This window comes from Streptomyces mashuensis, assembly GCF_014654785.1.
GTDB classification, from domain to species: Bacteria; Actinomycetota; Actinomycetes; order Streptomycetales; family Streptomycetaceae; genus Streptomyces; species Streptomyces mashuensis.
This window is the reverse complement of record NZ_BNBD01000020.1, coordinates 50126-64452: the sequence shown is the minus strand read 5'-3', so window position 1 is coordinate 64452 and position 14327 is coordinate 50126. Positions and strand designations below refer to the sequence as shown.

The 14327-nt window shown below is 70.5% G+C and carries 19 protein-coding genes and 1 pseudogene; 9 read left to right on the top strand and 11 right to left on the bottom strand.

The window, feature by feature from the left end:
- Positions 1-28: 28 nt before the first annotated feature.
- Positions 29-409: pseudogene (locus IE305_RS29910) on the bottom strand (sigma factor); the annotation flags it as partial.
- A gap of 101 nt (positions 410-510) precedes the next feature.
- Between IE305_RS29910 and IE305_RS29905 the strand changes: the two are divergent.
- Positions 511-930: a hypothetical protein gene (locus tag IE305_RS29905; protein WP_229891709.1), complete on the top strand. Its 420-nt coding sequence runs from the start codon at positions 511-513 to the stop codon at positions 928-930.
- A gap of 49 nt (positions 931-979) precedes the next feature.
- On the opposite strand, the gene IE305_RS29900 is transcribed toward IE305_RS29905, so the two are convergent.
- Positions 980-1312, bottom strand: a complete 333-nt coding sequence (locus IE305_RS29900) for a DUF6355 family natural product biosynthesis protein (protein ID WP_190132944.1) — start codon at positions 1310-1312, stop codon at positions 980-982.
- Between the two features lie 163 nt (positions 1313-1475).
- The gene (locus tag IE305_RS29895; RefSeq protein ID WP_190132943.1) at positions 1476-1862 is read right to left on the bottom strand and encodes a hypothetical protein; all 387 of its coding nucleotides are present in this window, start codon (positions 1860-1862) and stop codon (positions 1476-1478) included.
- 102 nt (positions 1863-1964) lie between these two features.
- On the opposite strand from IE305_RS29895, the gene IE305_RS29890 reads away from it, so the two are divergent.
- Complete coding sequence (locus tag IE305_RS29890; RefSeq protein ID WP_190132942.1) at positions 1965-2795, top strand: rhomboid family intramembrane serine protease; 831 nt, start codon at positions 1965-1967, stop codon at positions 2793-2795.
- Positions 2796-2806: 11 nt separating this feature from the next.
- Here IE305_RS29890 and IE305_RS29885 read toward each other — a convergent pair whose 3' ends face one another.
- The 5 genes from IE305_RS29885 to IE305_RS29865 all read right to left on the bottom strand — a co-directional run bounded on the left by IE305_RS29885 (position 2807) and on the right by IE305_RS29865 (position 5747).
- Positions 2807-3022 carry a hypothetical protein gene (locus tag IE305_RS29885; RefSeq protein ID WP_190132941.1) on the bottom strand — a complete coding sequence of 72 codons (216 nt, stop codon included), beginning with the start codon at positions 3020-3022 and terminating at the stop codon, positions 2807-2809.
- 105 nt (positions 3023-3127) lie between these two features.
- Positions 3128-3640, bottom strand: coding sequence for a class F sortase (locus tag IE305_RS29880; protein ID WP_190132940.1), 513 nt, complete (start codon positions 3638-3640; stop codon positions 3128-3130).
- 107 nt (positions 3641-3747) lie between these two features.
- Entirely contained in the window at positions 3748-4446 is a 699-nt protein-coding gene (locus tag IE305_RS29875; protein ID WP_190132939.1) for a DUF4142 domain-containing protein, read from the bottom strand.
- A 166-nt stretch (positions 4447-4612) separates the two neighbouring features.
- A complete protein-coding gene (locus IE305_RS29870; RefSeq protein ID WP_190132938.1) occupies positions 4613-5128 on the bottom strand; it encodes a hypothetical protein in 516 nt (171 codons plus the stop codon).
- An 88-nt stretch (positions 5129-5216) separates the two neighbouring features.
- Positions 5217-5747: a YqxI family protein gene (locus IE305_RS29865; RefSeq protein WP_229891707.1), complete on the bottom strand. Its 531-nt coding sequence runs from the start codon at positions 5745-5747 to the stop codon at positions 5217-5219.
- Between the two features lie 557 nt (positions 5748-6304).
- Between IE305_RS29865 and IE305_RS29860 the strand changes: the two genes are divergently transcribed.
- The 6 genes from IE305_RS29860 (at position 6305) to IE305_RS29835 (ending at position 11266) form a co-directional block, all read left to right on the top strand.
- Positions 6305-7171, top strand: a complete 867-nt coding sequence (locus IE305_RS29860) for a GDSL-type esterase/lipase family protein (protein ID WP_190132937.1) — start codon at positions 6305-6307, stop codon at positions 7169-7171.
- 10 nt (positions 7172-7181) lie between these two features.
- Complete coding sequence (locus tag IE305_RS29855) at positions 7182-7466, top strand: ribosomal protein L7/L12 (protein WP_190132936.1); 285 nt, start codon at positions 7182-7184, stop codon at positions 7464-7466.
- Between the two features lie 45 nt (positions 7467-7511).
- Positions 7512-8183: an SMI1/KNR4 family protein gene (locus IE305_RS29850; RefSeq protein ID WP_190132935.1), complete on the top strand. Its 672-nt coding sequence runs from the start codon at positions 7512-7514 to the stop codon at positions 8181-8183.
- Positions 8184-8252: 69 nt separating this feature from the next.
- Complete coding sequence (locus IE305_RS29845; RefSeq protein ID WP_190132934.1) at positions 8253-8873, top strand: LysE family translocator; 621 nt, start codon at positions 8253-8255, stop codon at positions 8871-8873.
- A gap of 245 nt (positions 8874-9118) precedes the next feature.
- Positions 9119-9886, top strand: a complete 768-nt coding sequence (locus tag IE305_RS29840) for a class I SAM-dependent methyltransferase (protein WP_190132981.1) — start codon at positions 9119-9121, stop codon at positions 9884-9886.
- Positions 9887-9967: 81 nt separating this feature from the next.
- Positions 9968-11266: a glycosyltransferase family 4 protein gene (locus IE305_RS29835; RefSeq protein WP_190132933.1), complete on the top strand. Its 1299-nt coding sequence runs from the start codon at positions 9968-9970 to the stop codon at positions 11264-11266.
- Here IE305_RS29835 and IE305_RS29830 read toward each other — a convergent pair.
- The 3 genes from IE305_RS29830 to IE305_RS29820 form a co-directional block, all read right to left on the bottom strand.
- Positions 11238-11504 carry a hypothetical protein gene (locus IE305_RS29830; protein WP_190132932.1) on the bottom strand — a complete coding sequence of 89 codons (267 nt, stop codon included), beginning with the start codon at positions 11502-11504 and terminating at the stop codon, positions 11238-11240. The two genes, IE305_RS29835 and IE305_RS29830, sit on opposite strands and share 29 nt — an antisense overlap.
- A gap of 556 nt (positions 11505-12060) precedes the next feature.
- Positions 12061-12435, bottom strand: coding sequence for an RDD family protein (locus IE305_RS29825; RefSeq protein WP_190132931.1), 375 nt, complete (start codon positions 12433-12435; stop codon positions 12061-12063).
- A gap of 417 nt (positions 12436-12852) precedes the next feature.
- The gene (locus IE305_RS29820; RefSeq protein WP_308440287.1) at positions 12853-13206 is read right to left on the bottom strand and encodes a zinc ribbon domain-containing protein YjdM; all 354 of its coding nucleotides are present in this window, start codon (positions 13204-13206) and stop codon (positions 12853-12855) included.
- A 373-nt stretch (positions 13207-13579) separates the two neighbouring features.
- On the opposite strand from IE305_RS29820, the gene IE305_RS29815 reads away from it, so the two are divergent.
- Positions 13580-14278: a hypothetical protein gene (locus tag IE305_RS29815; RefSeq protein ID WP_190132929.1), complete on the top strand. Its 699-nt coding sequence runs from the start codon at positions 13580-13582 to the stop codon at positions 14276-14278.
- The last annotated feature ends 49 nt before the right edge of the window (positions 14279-14327 follow it).

The window sequence follows — 14327 nt, the reverse complement described above, 5'->3', positions numbered from 1 at the left end:
ATGAGAGTGTCCGGAACTACCAGGAGAAGAAGACGTCGTGCAGGACGAACGCCACCCGCTCGGCGGGCGTCATCGACTCCAGGACGACGAGGAAGGCCATGCCCACCGACTCGTCGAGAACGATCTGGTCGGCGGGGTCCCACTCGGTACCGTCGGGCAACGGCTCGGGCAGCCATGCACCGACGTAGCGTTCCCGGCGGGCCCGCGCGGAGCCGAGCACGTCCAGGCAGATGCGGCCGGTCACCGTCGTGAGCCAGGCACCGGGGGACCGGATCTCCTCCCGCCGGCTGCGCGGCAGCCCGTACCAGCGTGCGTAGGCCTCCTGCACGGCGTCCTCGGCCTCGGTCACCGAACCGAGCAACCGGTACGCGACATTCAACAGCTGGCGCCGCTCGCCGGATGTCCCCATGCTTCGGGCCGCCCCCTCGCCTTACTTTTCGCACCCCTGCGTCGTCGGGCCGGGTGAGACCTTACCGAGCCACTGCCGAGGGCGGAAAAGGAGACGGCCACATGACCACTCAGGAAACGACGAAGACGAGGAAGACGAGAAAGCCGGCGAGGACGGCGAGGACGACGACGGAGCCACGCGGTTCCCGCTTCCTGCGGATCGCGCTCGCCCTGCAGACCCTGACCGTCTTCCTTCAGGCGGTCTCCGCCGGACTGCTCCTGACCTCGACCTACGGGGAGACGCTGCACAGTGGCGGAGCCCGCGTGATGTACGGGGCGTCGATGCTGTACGTGCTGGCGGCGGTGCTGGCGTGGAAGCCGGGCGGCGGCTCGCCCAGACCTGTCCTGCAGGCGTCGGGCTTCCTGGCCCTCGCCTCGGCCCAGGTCGTGCTGGGCATCGCGCACGTCCCCTCGGTCCATGTCCCTCTGGGCGTCGCCATGTTCGGCCTGAGCATGCTGGCGCTGGCGCGGCACCGGAGGTGAACGCCGTACCCCCCTGACGTACGGCGTTCACCGCGATGCGGCCGGTGTATCAGGGCCCGGTGTCGCCGGGGTGCGAGCAGAGGCCGCCCTGGTAGTTGCTGTCGTACCAGGCCCCCGTGGCGTCATAGTCCAGGTTGGTGCGGCCGGGCCCCACGCAACGGTGGTAGTTGGACCGCGGCCAGCGCTTGACCTGGATCCAGACGTTGGTGTTGGTGGCGCAGTGCTCGTAGTACGCCCGCTCGCCACCGCGGCTCTCGTTCCACCCGCAGCCCGCGAGCTTCGCGGGCGCGGCCGCGGTCGCGGTCACGGGGGCGACGGCGGAGCAGGCGAGCGCTCCGGCCAGGGCGACGGTCGCGAGGCCGACCGATGCGCGGAATGTCATGTGTCCTCCCTTTCGACGGGGACTGCCGGCTGATGCCGTGGGCACCAGACTGGCCATCACACCCTCATCGTGACCAGACGCTTCGAAGGTGGTCGAAGGGAGCGGATGGAACGAACAGGATCGAACAGCCTGACGAGGAATGAAGTACCGCAAGGGCACCGTCTCACCGGAACACGCCCCCGGCCATCAACAGGAGAGCCAGCCCGCCGAAGAACGCCACCGCCTTGCCGTGAGTGAAGCGCGGATAACGTTCCCCGATGTACACCAGGTGGGCGGACTTCGGGTCGTAGGTGATCAGGGTCTCCTCTCCCGGACTCACCATCTTCTCCTTGCTCCGCACCAGCACCAGATCCCTCTCCTGGCCCACCGGGCGGCGGCGCAGCATGTGCCGGTAGCCGCCCTTCTCACGGCTCACATGCTGGCACCGGGCCAGGACGGTGACCCTGCGGCGGTACGACCGCACGTTGGACGCCGCCAGGGCCGCAGCCCACACCAGCCAGACGGCCCCGAAGAGGAACAAGGGAAAGGCGCTCCGGTCCATGTCTGCCATCTGCAATCACCCCGTCAGTCGGACGATCTCCGCCTTGTACCCACGGGTGATCAAGTCTGTCGCCTTCTGATTCGGTGTCTGCCGATGGGGCACTGATCTGCTGTGGTCATCCCCGTTCATGACGTGAATCCGGTACGCCGGACCCCTTGGGTGACGTACGCGCTCATCGCCGTCAACGTCCTGGTCTTCCTGCGTACTCCAGGAGTGGCGAGCTCGCTGGTGGGGGAGAGCGGTCTGGCGGATCTGTGCCGCCTGGAGGCTTTCACCGACCGGTGGGCGGCCGTTCCGCGCGAGCTGATCCACGACGTGACGCCGCGCCTGGTCGCCACCGGGCAGACCGGCGTCGGCCCCGCCGGCCCCGGCTGCCTGCTCGCACCGCCCGACTACGTCAAATCACCGCCGCTGTCCGTACTGACCTCGATGTTCCTGCACGGCAGCTGGCTCCACCTGCTCGGCAACATGCTCTTCCTGTGGATCTTCGGCGACAACATCGAGGACCGCCTCGGCCACCTCCGCTACCTGCTGTTCTACGGCGTGTGCGGTTACGCGGCCGCCTACGGATTCGCGCTGGCCGACGCCGGTTCGGGCACACCCCTCGTCGGGGCGTCGGGGGCCATCGCCGGTGTCCTGGGCGCGTACCTGGTCCTGTTCCCCAAAGCCAGGGTCTGGGTGCTGGTGCCGTTCCTGTTCTTCCTGCCCCTGCGCCTGCCCTCCTGGGCGGTGCTCGGGCTGTGGTTCGTCCTCCAGGCCGTCTACTCCTACGGCACCGGCGTCTCCCAGGCCGGGTCCGTGGCCTACCTCGCGCACGTCATCGGCTTCGGGACGGGCATCCTGCTGGCCCGGCCGCTGCGGCGGCACACCTGTCCCCCACCCGAGCCGCACGGCCCGCAGTGGGGGAGACAGGCACGGCCCGGCGGGCCGTGGAGGTGGTGACGCCCGGACGGTCAGCCGTCTTCGTACTTGGCGAGCGCCAGGCCGAGACCGAAGAATGTGGGCGCCCACTCGCCGACGAAGATGCCCCAGCGGTCGGCCCGGTCCGTACCTGCCGATTCGCCCTTGACGGAACCGAGCCAGGCCAGGAAGGACAGCCCGATCGAGGCGACCGCGGCCGTGTAGGCGTGCTCGCTGCGCAGACCTGCGTCATGAAGCTTCTTGATCACGGTGATCAGCTCCTGGGAGTCGGGTCGGAATGGAGTCGACAGCTGTCCCAGCGTCTCCGCGGCCGACCGGGTGAGCCACCGCGCTTGGGCCGAAGGAGTGACGCATCACCGACCCCGCTCCCGCTCCCACCGTTCGCCCAGCAGCACCAGGTTCTGCGTGTACTGGTGCCGGGCCCGGTCGAAGCGACCCGTGCAGGTGACCAGGGCCAGGCGGGCCCGGCGGCCGTCCGCGAACAGATCGGGCGGCAGCGCCTCCTTGCCGTAGATGCGGCGCGCGACGATGACGTACGTGTACCGGCGGCCGTCCGCGCTGGTCACCACCACCCTGGTGCCCGCCCGCACGGCGTACAGGGCGGCGAACGCACCCAGCCCGCGGTCACGGGAATCGACGTGCCCCGCCAGCAGGACCGTGCCCCGGTCCGCACCGGGCCGTGCCCCCAGCGCCCACCACCCGACGGTGTCCGGCGAGGACGGCACGTCCAGGGCCCCGTCAGGACGCGCGGCCACCGGCACCACCGGCGCCCGGAAACGGCCCCGGACCTCCACCAGGGCGGGAGGCGCCGGCGCCTCCTCGCCCTGCGGACCCGTCGGCCCGGCGGCCGGTCCGCCGGCGGACAACGGGCCGACGGACGTGGACCACCCCGCCGGCTGAGGCGCGCCGGCTGCCAGCGCCACCACCGCCGCGCCGGCCAGACACCGTACGAGGCGGCCGGCGCGCTCCGTCCTCAGCGGCGTACGGAGGCGGCCTTCGTACGGCGCCTCCGCACGAACAGGACCGTGGCACCGGCGACGAGCGTCCCGGCGACCGCCGCACCGCCCGCCACCGCACCGGTCATCCCACCGGAAGCCTCCGCACCGGCGGCCATGCCGCCGTCGCCGGCCGGGACGGTCCGCGTGGACGACTGGCCATGGCAGACGCCGCCCTTGACGAGGGCCAGATGCATGGCCACCACGGGGCGCGCTGCCTTGGCGGCCGCAGTGATCTGGGCGTTCCGTCCCGAGGCGATCTGCTGGTCGATCAGGCCGAGGGTCTTGCGGTGGTTCTCCGCCTGCGCCGACAGCCAGGCACCGTCGTACGCCCCGGTGCCCGCCTTGGTCCGTATCTCCATCAGCTGCTGCTTCTGCTCGGCAGTGGGGGCGGAGGGCAGAGAGACCTTGAGCTTCCCGGCCAGCGCCGTCACGTCGCCGTCGAGCTTGGTGTGGTCGCGTACGAAGATGGCGCCGGTGTTCTTCACGCAGGCGCTCGTGCCGTTCTTCTGGGCGTCGTGGCCGGCTTCGATCTCCGCCAGGTTGCCCTGGTGCACGGTCTTGAGGAAGGCGCCGTCCGTCACGCCGGGGTCGCTCTCGGCGTGCGCTGGGCCGGTCGTCGCGGTGGCAACTGCGAGCGCGGTGACGGCGGCGGCCGCCCACTGTCGGCTCCTCATGGTGGCTCCAATCATCCGTTTCACGGAAAGCACAGGAGCCGACGAGTGCCACTGCCGCGCCTCACCACACATGAGGGGCGCGACTCTCATGCGATCGGCCCACGGCATCCACCCGGACGGCGCACGGCCGACCGTCCACGGGACGGCCGGCCGTGCGCCGTCGGCGTCACGCGCGCTTCTTGCGGTTCCTGCGGTCCTCGTAGTGCTTCAGTGCCACGTTGAGCGCGGCGACCAGGACCGTCGCAAGGAGAGCCGGGATCCACGACCGGGCCACATGCAGCCCGGGAGTGAGGGCCGCGACGAACAGGGCGGTCAGGAAGGTGCCGGCGAGGGAGCATCCCGCCGCTGCCGCACGCCGTGCGCGGTCGCCCATGGCTGTCGCCTGCACGAGCAGCCGCAGCGGGTGGACGAACAGCGAGGCGAGCGCCCCGTAGGGCAGGCAGAGCAGAGCCGCCCAGGCCAGCGCGGCCGGCCCGTCCGTCTCGATCAGGGGCCGGCAGACAACGGTGATGACGAGGACGCCGAGGAGAAGGAACAGGACGACCAGCCCGGCCACGCCCACCCCGAGGCCGGCCATGCCGAACGCCGCGAGGACGCGTTCCCTCGGGGACATTTGGGCCCATGTGGCGTTGTCGGGGCCGGCGGAACCGGAGTCCGCCGGCGGGTGCCGGTCTTCGTGCATCCCGCGCTCCTTTCCACGTGCTGGGAGCGGGAGGCGGCCGGCGCACCGCCCACAGAACGGGCGCCGGCCGCAGGGCTTCCGGTGGGCGTCAGACGGCGACCATCATGATGGCGCGCGCGATGTCGTAGGCGACGTCGGTGGGGATACCGGCCTTCACCATCGCAACGGCCAGGGCCGTCTCGCTCCAGCCCTCGACGTCCTCGATCGCGTCAGCGATCTTGTTGCCGTTCCGGGCGATGAACCGGCCGCTCTTCTTGCTGACCTTGCCGACGATCTTCCCGGCCCACGAGCCGCCGTGGCGGAGGCCGGCGACGATCAGCTTGCGGACGATGGTGCCCATGCCCAGGGCCCGCTTCGCCCGGTGGTGGCCGGAGCCGTCCTCGAGCTGGGCGGCGTACTGCTCGAACTCCGCGATCTCGGCCGGGTTCGCGCCGTGGGCGCGCATGCGGGAGACGAGGTCGCGGACGTCGGCGGCAGTCGGCCGCAGCGTGTCGGCGGCCTGCTCGGCCGCGGCGTCGGCCCGGCGGGCCTCGGCCGCGGTCGCGGCGGGAGCGGCGACGCCGAGGGCGACGGCGGTGACGGCGGATGCTGCGGCTATGCGGATGGAAAGGCGGTTCACGTACAGTTTTCCCTTGCAACAGGGAAGTGGGCATGGCATGCGCGCTGGCAGGCGGTCAACCCCGACGCGCTCGCCGTGCCGCTTCTTCCCCCTGTGATTTCCCCAAGGCCCGCCATGGCGTGGTCACGGCCGTGGTCAGGGCCGGGGGCGGACGCACATGATCTTAAGCGGCGCTCCCGGCCGTGACGGCCTCCGGAACGGGTGAAGAAGATCATCGATTGTCAAGGGTTTGCCCTGCCGTCCTTCGGCAAGGTTCCTCCGGTTGTGCCTTGGCGGGGTGGCATCAAAACTGCACGTCGGCCCGGGAGACGGGCTCGGCCGATCGGGTGGGGCCGCAAGCCACGCCACGGCCGTGAGGTGACAGCACGGGCCCTCGCCGATACCGATGGAGCGGATCAGATGGAGCGGATCAGGCGAGACGCGACGGGGAGTGGTCCGGTGCACCAGATGCTGGCCGGCATGCGAGAAACGGGTTACGCCACGTCAGGCGCCTGCGATCCGCGGCGACTTCTCACCCCGGCCCGAGTGGCCACCCGGGGGACGCCATGCTCGCGGGCATGACCCGCGCGGCCCTCGTCGCCGTGGTCGCCGGCCGCATCGGCACGGCAGCGGCCCGGCGCGCCCGGCCGGCACCGCCACCGTCACTGCCGACCGCGGGCCGGGCCGCCGCCCCGGCCGACGGACCCACCGCGGGCCGCACCAAGCGGCGCAAGCAGGTGCTTCTCCTTCTCGCCCGTGCCTGCATGGCAGCCGTCATGACCCGCCCGACCAGCCCGTCCGCCTTTCGCGTCCCCCGGCCCGACGGCCGCTACGGACCGGAGGAAGGCGAGGCTCTCTCCCTGTTGCTCCTGGGCGATTCCCTCGCCGCCGGGGTGGGGGTCCGCTCCTGCGAGGAGACCACCGGCGCACAACTCGCCACGGCTCTCGTCCAGGCCACCGGCCGGCCGGTGAACCTCCGCGTCGGTGCACGCCCCGGTGCCACCACCCGGTCCGTACGCACCCAGTCGTACGACGCCACCGGTCCCGGCCTCGCCGTCGTCATCGTCGGCGGCAACGACGTCCTCCTGCCCGTCCGCCTGTCCCGGTCCGCCCGCCGGCTCGGCGCACTCGTCACCCGTCTCCGTCACGACGGGTGGGCCGTGGCAGCGGTCACCTGCCCCGACTACGCCGCTGCCACCGGCGTGCGCCCCTGGATCCACACAACGGCCGCCCGCCGCTCCCGGCGACTGGCCCGCCTCCAGCAAGAGGCCGCACAAGACGCCGGCGCCCACGTGATCCCGCTGTCCGCCGACATCTTCCTGCGCAACCCGGCCGACATGTTCAGCGAGGACGGCTGCCACCCGTCGGCCCGTGGCTACGCCGCGCAGATCACCCACTGCCTGCCGGCTGTCCTCGAGGCACTACCTGTACGGCCCCCGCACTAAGCTGCACGTCATGGACATGGCGCTACTCTTCCTCTTTCCGCTTCTCGGGCTCCTGGCCTGGAACATCGAGAGCCGGATCGAGAGGGTCAACCGCAAGGTCTCGCGCCTGGAGCGCAAGATCGACCTGATCCTCGATCAACTGGGCCTCCAGGAGGAGAACCCCGAACTGGCCCGCATCGCCGACCTCGCGCGCACCGGGCAGAAGATCAAGGCGATCAAGGCCTACCGCGAGTTCACCGGCGAGGGCCTGGCGGAGGCCAAGAACGCCGTCGAGCGGCTGGCCACGCGAGCCTGACGGCCACCGGTCACCGGCCCGCCCCGGCTCGGTACCGTGAGGGCGATGACGACGATATGGACGGGGGTCCGCGAGCGCGTGCTCGCGCTGCGCACGGCTCCCCGGATGAGCGAGGTCTTCGGCGCTGTCTGGCTCGACGACCACGGCCACCGCTTCGAACTCCTGCCCCCGCTCACCCGCGACGAACTCGACGAGCTCGAGCACGAGCTCGGCACACGGCTGCCCGACGAGTACCGCGCCTTCCTCCGGGAGGTCGCCGCCGGCGGCGCCGGCCCCGACTACGGCATCTACCCCCTACGACCCGGCGCCGAGAGCAACGCGGCGCGGGCGAAGAACCTGGCCGTGCCCTTCCGCCCCCAGGAGGTCGGCGCCCTCTTCGACGAGCACCAGTACAACGAGCCGTCCGGCGACTGCTTCACCAGCGCCGAGGAATTCTCCGCCGCCTACCGCGCGTGGGACGCCCGGGACGACGAACTGCGCGAGGAACTCTTCACCGGCACGCTGTACCTCAGCAGCCAGGGCTGCGCCTACTACACGGTGCTCGCCGTGACCGGACCCGAGGCGGGCACCGTCTGGGACGACGTCCAGGCCGCGGGCGAGGGCGTGGCCCCCAAACGCCACAACGGCGCCGAGCGCATGACGTTCGCCCAGTGGTACCTCGACTGGCTCGCGTACGCCGAACGCACGGCGTGGAAGGAACCCGGCCCGGCCGCCTGACGGCGGACCGGGCGTGTGCGGCCCCAGTGGCCGGCCGGCAGAGGCGCCGGCCGGTGCGAAACTGAGCCCATGCTCGTACAGATACTCGCGGCCATGGGCGTACTGGCCGTCCTGACCATGGTTCCCGGCCCGGACATGGCCGTCGTGACGAAGCGGGCCATCACGTCCGGCTGGCAGGACGGCCTGCGTACGGTGGGCGGCATCACGGCGGGACTCCTCACCTGGGGTGCGCTCACCGTGGTCGGCCTGGCGGCCGTCCTGGCTGCGTCCGCCACGGCCTACACGGTCGTCAAGCTCGCCGGTGCCCTCTACCTCGGCTTCCTGGGCGTCCAGGCACTGCTGCAGAGCCGGCGCAGCCGTACCGCGTCGCCGACGGCAGCCCCGCCGGCCCCGACCGGCAACCCCTGGCGCACGGGCCTGGTCAGCAACCTCTTCAACCCGAAGATCGCAGTCTTCTACACGGGCCTGCTGCCCACGCTCGCACCGTCCGGCCTGTCGCCGCACACGGGCATGGTCCTGCTGGTCCTCGTCCACGCAGCGCTGACGCTGGCCTGGCTGGGGAGCTACGTACTGGTGCTGGCCAAGGCCCGCGCATTCTTCGAGAGGCCGGCGGTACGTCGCACGATGGACCGGATCACGGGTGTCGTCCTGATCGGCTTCGGCGTGAAGGTCGCCACCTCTCAGCCCTGAACGCTGCCGGTACCCGGGCGACCAGCGCGGCGTCCGCCCGCTGGCGAGCCGTGCACGGGCGCCCGTACGACCGTCCGTACGAGACCCCGGCCAAGGGCCCGCTTTTTGTGGCTTCTGCGAGTACGACGGCCGGCCGGGGTGCGGGGAGACTGCTTGCCAGAGGCGGTCACATGTCCCGGGAGCCGGCAGCCGGCAGCCAGCAGCCGGGCCACGGGCATCGCGAACCCACGGGGGAGGGCAATCCGGTGAGCAGACAGCAGTACGACGAGATCGGTGAGGCGTTCGAGGGCTTCAAGTCCCTGCCGTTGGAGCAGTACGTGGTGGTGCCCGGCTTCCTGGCCATGGTCGGGGACGTACGCGGGAAGACGGTCCTCGACCTGGCCTCGGGGACCGGCTTCTACAGCAGGGAGTTCAAGCGCCGCGGCGCCACCGAAGTGCTCGGTATCGACATCTCGGGCGAAATGGTATCGGTGGCGAGAGCCCTGGAGGAGCGCGATCCGCTGGGCGTGCGCTACGAAATCGGCGACGTGGCGGAACTCAGGAACCTCGACCGGCAATTCGACATCGTCTTGGCGGTCCAGCTGCTCGGCTACGCGGAGGACATCGCCACCGCGGAGCGGATGTGCCGTAACGCGCACAGGAGCCTGAAGCCCGGCGGCGAGTTCTTCCTGCTCAACCAGTCGCCCGACTTCCGCTTCGACGGGCCGTCCCCGGAGAAGTACGGATTCCGTAGCGAACTCACCGGGGAAGAGGCCGAGACCGGACCGCAGGTCCGGGTCACGGCGCTGCTCGACCCGCCGGTCTCCTTCGTCGCCAACCGGCCGCGCCGCGAGGTCTACGAAGAATGCTTGCGGGTGGCCGGATTCAGCGACGTGACCTGGGTGCCCCTGGAGGTGTCCGAAGCAGGCATGCGCAAATACGGCGCCGACTTCTGGGCGGACTACCGCGCCAACCCTCCACTGGAGATGCTCCGCTGTCGCGCCTCCGGTGTTTCGGTGATCCTTGACGATTAACGTTCTCTTCATGAGATGTCCCGGAAAGGCCATCACCGCGCGACGTACGGCCGGCCCTCACGCAAAGGGCCGGCACTCGTAATGCGCATCGCATTTCTGCTGCACAATGCCTACGCCATCGGTGGCACGACCAGAACCACCTTCACCCTCGCCGCCTCCCTCGCCGAGCGGCACGACGTGCGCCTCGTCTCCGTCTTCCGGCACCAGACGACACCGCTGCTCGAACCACCCCCGCAGGTGCCCCTCGCCGCCCTGGTCGACCACCGCGATTCCGCGGCGGACAGGACGGACCCGCGCGCCGCGCAGCCCGGTGTCCACTTCCCCGCCGGCGAGAGCCGCGTCGGCCAGTACCATCGCCTCGCGGAACAGCGGATCATCGACTGGTTGGCCGGGACCGACGCCGACGCCGTGATCAGCACCCGTACCGGGCTCAACGTCCTGCTCGCCCGCTTCGGGCCGCCCCGCGCCCTGCGCATCGGCCAGGAGCACCTCACGCACGACACCCACCCGCATCGCCTCCGCCGCCAGCTGCGCCGCTGGTACCCGCACCTCGACGCCCTGGTGACGATGACGCAGGCCGATGCCCGGGCCCACCGCACCGGCCTGCGCCTCCCGCACCACATGGTCGAGGCCATTCCCAACAGCGTGCCCGCCACCACCGTGCCGCCGGCCGACGGCACGGCCAAGGTCGTCGTGGCGGCCGGCCGCCTGACCCGGGTGAAGCGGTACGACATGCTCATCGAGGCCTTCGCCCGCGCCGGCGCACAGCACCCCGACTGGACCCTGCGCATCTACGGCGAGGGCCCCGAGCAGGACCGCCTCGCCGCGGACATCGAACGCCGCGGCCTGGGCGACCGCGTGCGGCTGATGGGCGCCAGGACACCCCTGGACCCCGAGTGGGCGAAGGGATCGGTGGCGGCGGTCACCTCCGCCCAGGAGTCCTTCGGCATGACCATCGTGGAGGCCATGCGCTGCGGCCTGCCCGTGGTCAGTACGGACTGCCCGCACGGCCCGCGTGAGATCATCCGCGACGGTGTCGACGGCCTGCTGGTGCCCCGCGACGACGTCCGCGCCTACAGCGCGGCCCTGCTGCGTCTCATGGACGACCAGCCACTGCGCACCCGGATGGGAGCGGCCGCCCGCGAACGCGCCGCCCGCACCTTCGCCCCCCAGGACGCCGCCCGCAGGTACGACGACCTGCTCACCGCCTTGCGTACCCGCCACAGCGCACTCCCACCCGGCGTACGCCGATCGGCCGCGGACAACCGGCTCCTGGGCACGGCCGCGCTGTACGGCACCACCTGCACCCTCCTCGCACGCGGGGGACTGCGCCGCCTGCGCCGCACAGCGCTCAGAGCGGCAGCGCACCGGCCTCGCTGACCTCCGCATTCAGGTCGCACCACGCGGTGGACGTGCCACCGGAACGAGCACGGTTGCCGAAGCGGAGGTACACATACCCGTCGGGCTGGTGACAGATGACGTACCCCGTGAAGGAACTGCCGTGGCAGGTGATCGAGGCACCGTGCCCCTGGCTGCTCCTCCGGTACTGCCAGGCGTCGCAGGAGAACGAGGACGCGGCAGCGCCGCCGGAGGCCGCAGCAGGTGCTGCCCAGGCCACCGCACCTCCACTTGTGAGGGCAAGGACAAGGCCGGCGGTGGCTGCCTGGTAGCGGATTCTCATGTGCCCTCCAGTCGATGTTGTGTTCGACCGATGCGGAGGGGACGCTACCGCCGGACACGCTCACCCGATAGTGCCGGACCGGCGACGACTGCCCTTTGGCCGGAAGCGTTGCCTCCGCCCGCCGCGCCGAGCCACTCCATGCCTGGGAACCGACCTGCCAGCGGCTACGAGGAATGGAGCCTGCGCCCCACGGGCCGCGTACCACCACCATCCCGGCCGTCGGAGGTATCACCTCTGCGCCGGGGAAGCGGCGCGCTGGTAGAGCTGTTTGGTCTCTTCCAGGCCGAGAGGCGGCTGCCCGGTTTCTCCTCTGCCCGGATGACCCGCCTGTCGGGTGAATCGACGAGGCGGCACGGGCGTGCCGAAAGCGCCGCCGGTGCGCCTCGTCGGCGTCGACCCCACCGAGGCGGGCAGCGGTGAGCCGCGCCGCAGCTCGCGAAGCACGGCGCGGCGCCACGGTGTCGTACCGGACGGCCGACTGCTGCGAGGTGGCTCAGCGGCGCAGGTCCCTGCTGCGTACGTACCGCAGGCCGCACCCGTCCTCGTAGGGGTCACCGCCGTCGCCGAGCAGCCCCCAGATGGGTTGCATCGGAAGCCAGGTCAGGCCGAGGAGCCAGCGACGCACGGCCTGCCAGAACCGTGGCCTCCCCGCGTCGTCCGCGCGCACCACGCGCGTCATGAACAGGAACTTGCCCACGGTGGTCCGGAACAGCATCGCCCCCAGCACGTGGTGGACGAAGGACAGGCCCAGCACGCAGAGCACGGCGTAGGTCAAGTGGGTGCCCGTGCTCTTGCCCTCCGTGAGCGGCGCGGCGAGGGCGAACCCGCCGAAGAACGAGATCAGGCCGTCGATCGTGGCGAAGAGCATGCGGCGCTCGTCCCCGACCTCCCTGGGGACGGCGGGGGGCTGGGGGAAATGAGGAGGCTGAGGCTGCTGAGCGTAGGGGTGCGCAGGCGCGGGATATTGCGGATGCGGATAAGGGTGCGCGTACGGGTGCTGCGGTGGATAGGGCTGATGCGGCGGAGACTGGTGGTGCTGGTGATCGATCACAGGGTGTCATCTTGCTCGGAGTTTGTGACAGGTCATTCACAGATCGATGTATGCGAGGTAACTGCCGTGTCCTCGGTGGAGGCGGGGTCGACACCAGGCGCGGAATAGTCGGCTACGGGGCACTTCGGCCGGCTGCGAGCCGGACCTCCTCGGACGCCATCACCTCACCGATCCGTACGAACAGAACTGCCCGGGTAATCACCCGGGCAGTTCCATTCGTCACGCTGCATGAGTTCAGGCTTTCTTGACCACGCTGGACTTGAGGTGCATCTGGCCGAATCCGTCGACCTTGCAGTCGATGTCATGGCCGTCCGGACCGTCCACGAGGCGGATGTTGCGCACCTTGGTGCCCGCCTTGATGCCGGCGGGGTGGCCCTTGACCTTCAGGCTCTTCACCACCGTGACCGTGTCGCCGTCGGCCAGGACATTGCCGACCGCATCCCGGATCACCTTGTCACCCGCCTCTTCCGTGGCCTCGGCGGGCGCGGGCGCCCACTCGTGGCCGCATTCGGGGCAGACCAGGAGCGTGCCCATTTCGTAGGCGTACACGCCGGCGCATTCGGGGCACGGCGGGATGTTCTCGTTCACCTGGACATTGTAGGTCCGCGGGCTCGTAATCATGACGTGACGGTTTTCCTCGTCGAAGCGCCCCGGAGCGCGACCGAGCCCCCGGTCGCCGCCTCGGCCGTGTCCGCTGCATTTCGGTCACCTTGCACGTCCCCACCGGCTGAAAACGGAACCCGCCCCGGGCTCACCACCACGAGCACATGAGCTGCACGTCGCCCAACTCCCCTGATGAAAACGGCTATTGCCGTTGACCACGATATGCGATGGCCGATTCACCCCCGCAGGGGTCGACGCGTCACATGCGGTCTCCCTAGCTTGCTGGGTGGCCGGATCGCATCGTGAGGTCCGGCTACGGAAGTGCACGGCAGTCACCTCGAGGGGGACCATGCGCAAGGTGAATGCACGTCGGTACGCCGTCGCCTCCGCGACCCTCGGCCTCGCGGCCGGGTTGTTCGCGGCAGCGCCGGCGTCCGCGATGACAGCGGCGCCCTCCGCTCAGGGCACGTCCGGAGACGTGGAGTTCTCCGTCTTCGACAACGGATCCGGAATCCCGAGAAACTCCTCGTTCCGGCTGGCCGACCTCGGCAGGCACGGAATTCCGGACTCGGCGGTGAAGCAGCTCGGCGCCGGCAGGGCACCCCGTACCGTCGAGACGGAGAACACAACGCTCAGCGGTCCCGACGACGTGGTGGGGCAGTGGAAGGACCGTGACGGCTGGACCGTCTACATGCGGCGGGGGTACTACGACCCCGTCCGGGACCGGGGCTTCGGGCTCACCAAGATAGAGCAGAAGCACAACCTCACCATGAAGGCCGTCCGGGCCACCACGCAGTATCCGCGCCCCGGGGCCGCGGGGAAGCAGAAATTCGCCGGGTACCCGGACACCTGGAACTACTTCACCGACGTGCTGCACGTGAAGTGCAGCGGCTGGTGGATCTTCCGGACCTGCCGCGTCGACAAGGTCCAGGCCGTCCGCGCGGGAGTAGACTTCCACGTCAAAATCCCGATGCTGCCCAAGGGCGTCATCACGGCCTACTGCGAGGGCGTGCAGGGGCGCTGCCCCGACTGGGTCAAGAACGCCATCAACATCTGATCCATCATCTGCTCCATCTGATCCGCCACTCGCCAGGAGGGTCCTGCCG

Excerpts from the sequence above, each read along its gene's own strand:
- IE305_RS29905 (WP_229891709.1), top strand. The coding sequence starts at position 511 with ATGACCACTCAGGAAACGACGAAGACGAGGAAGACGAGAAAGCCGGCG.
- IE305_RS29900 (WP_190132944.1), bottom strand. The coding sequence starts at position 1,312 with ATGACATTCCGCGCATCGGTCGGCCTCGCGACCGTCGCCCTGGCCGGA.
- IE305_RS29895 (WP_190132943.1), bottom strand. The coding sequence starts at position 1,862 with ATGGCAGACATGGACCGGAGCGCCTTTCCCTTGTTCCTCTTCGGGGCC.
- IE305_RS29875 (WP_190132939.1), bottom strand. The coding sequence starts at position 4,446 with ATGAGGAGCCGACAGTGGGCGGCCGCCGCCGTCACCGCGCTCGCAGTT.
- IE305_RS29870 (WP_190132938.1), bottom strand. The coding sequence starts at position 5,128 with ATGCACGAAGACCGGCACCCGCCGGCGGACTCCGGTTCCGCCGGCCCC.
- IE305_RS29860 (WP_190132937.1), top strand. The coding sequence starts at position 6,305 with ATGACCCGCGCGGCCCTCGTCGCCGTGGTCGCCGGCCGCATCGGCACG.
- IE305_RS29855 (WP_190132936.1), top strand. The coding sequence starts at position 7,182 with ATGGACATGGCGCTACTCTTCCTCTTTCCGCTTCTCGGGCTCCTGGCC.
- IE305_RS29850 (WP_190132935.1), top strand. The coding sequence starts at position 7,512 with ATGACGACGATATGGACGGGGGTCCGCGAGCGCGTGCTCGCGCTGCGC.
- IE305_RS29845 (WP_190132934.1), top strand. The coding sequence starts at position 8,253 with ATGCTCGTACAGATACTCGCGGCCATGGGCGTACTGGCCGTCCTGACC.
- IE305_RS29835 (WP_190132933.1), top strand. The coding sequence starts at position 9,968 with ATGCGCATCGCATTTCTGCTGCACAATGCCTACGCCATCGGTGGCACG.
- IE305_RS29825 (WP_190132931.1), bottom strand. The coding sequence starts at position 12,435 with ATGCTCTTCGCCACGATCGACGGCCTGATCTCGTTCTTCGGCGGGTTC.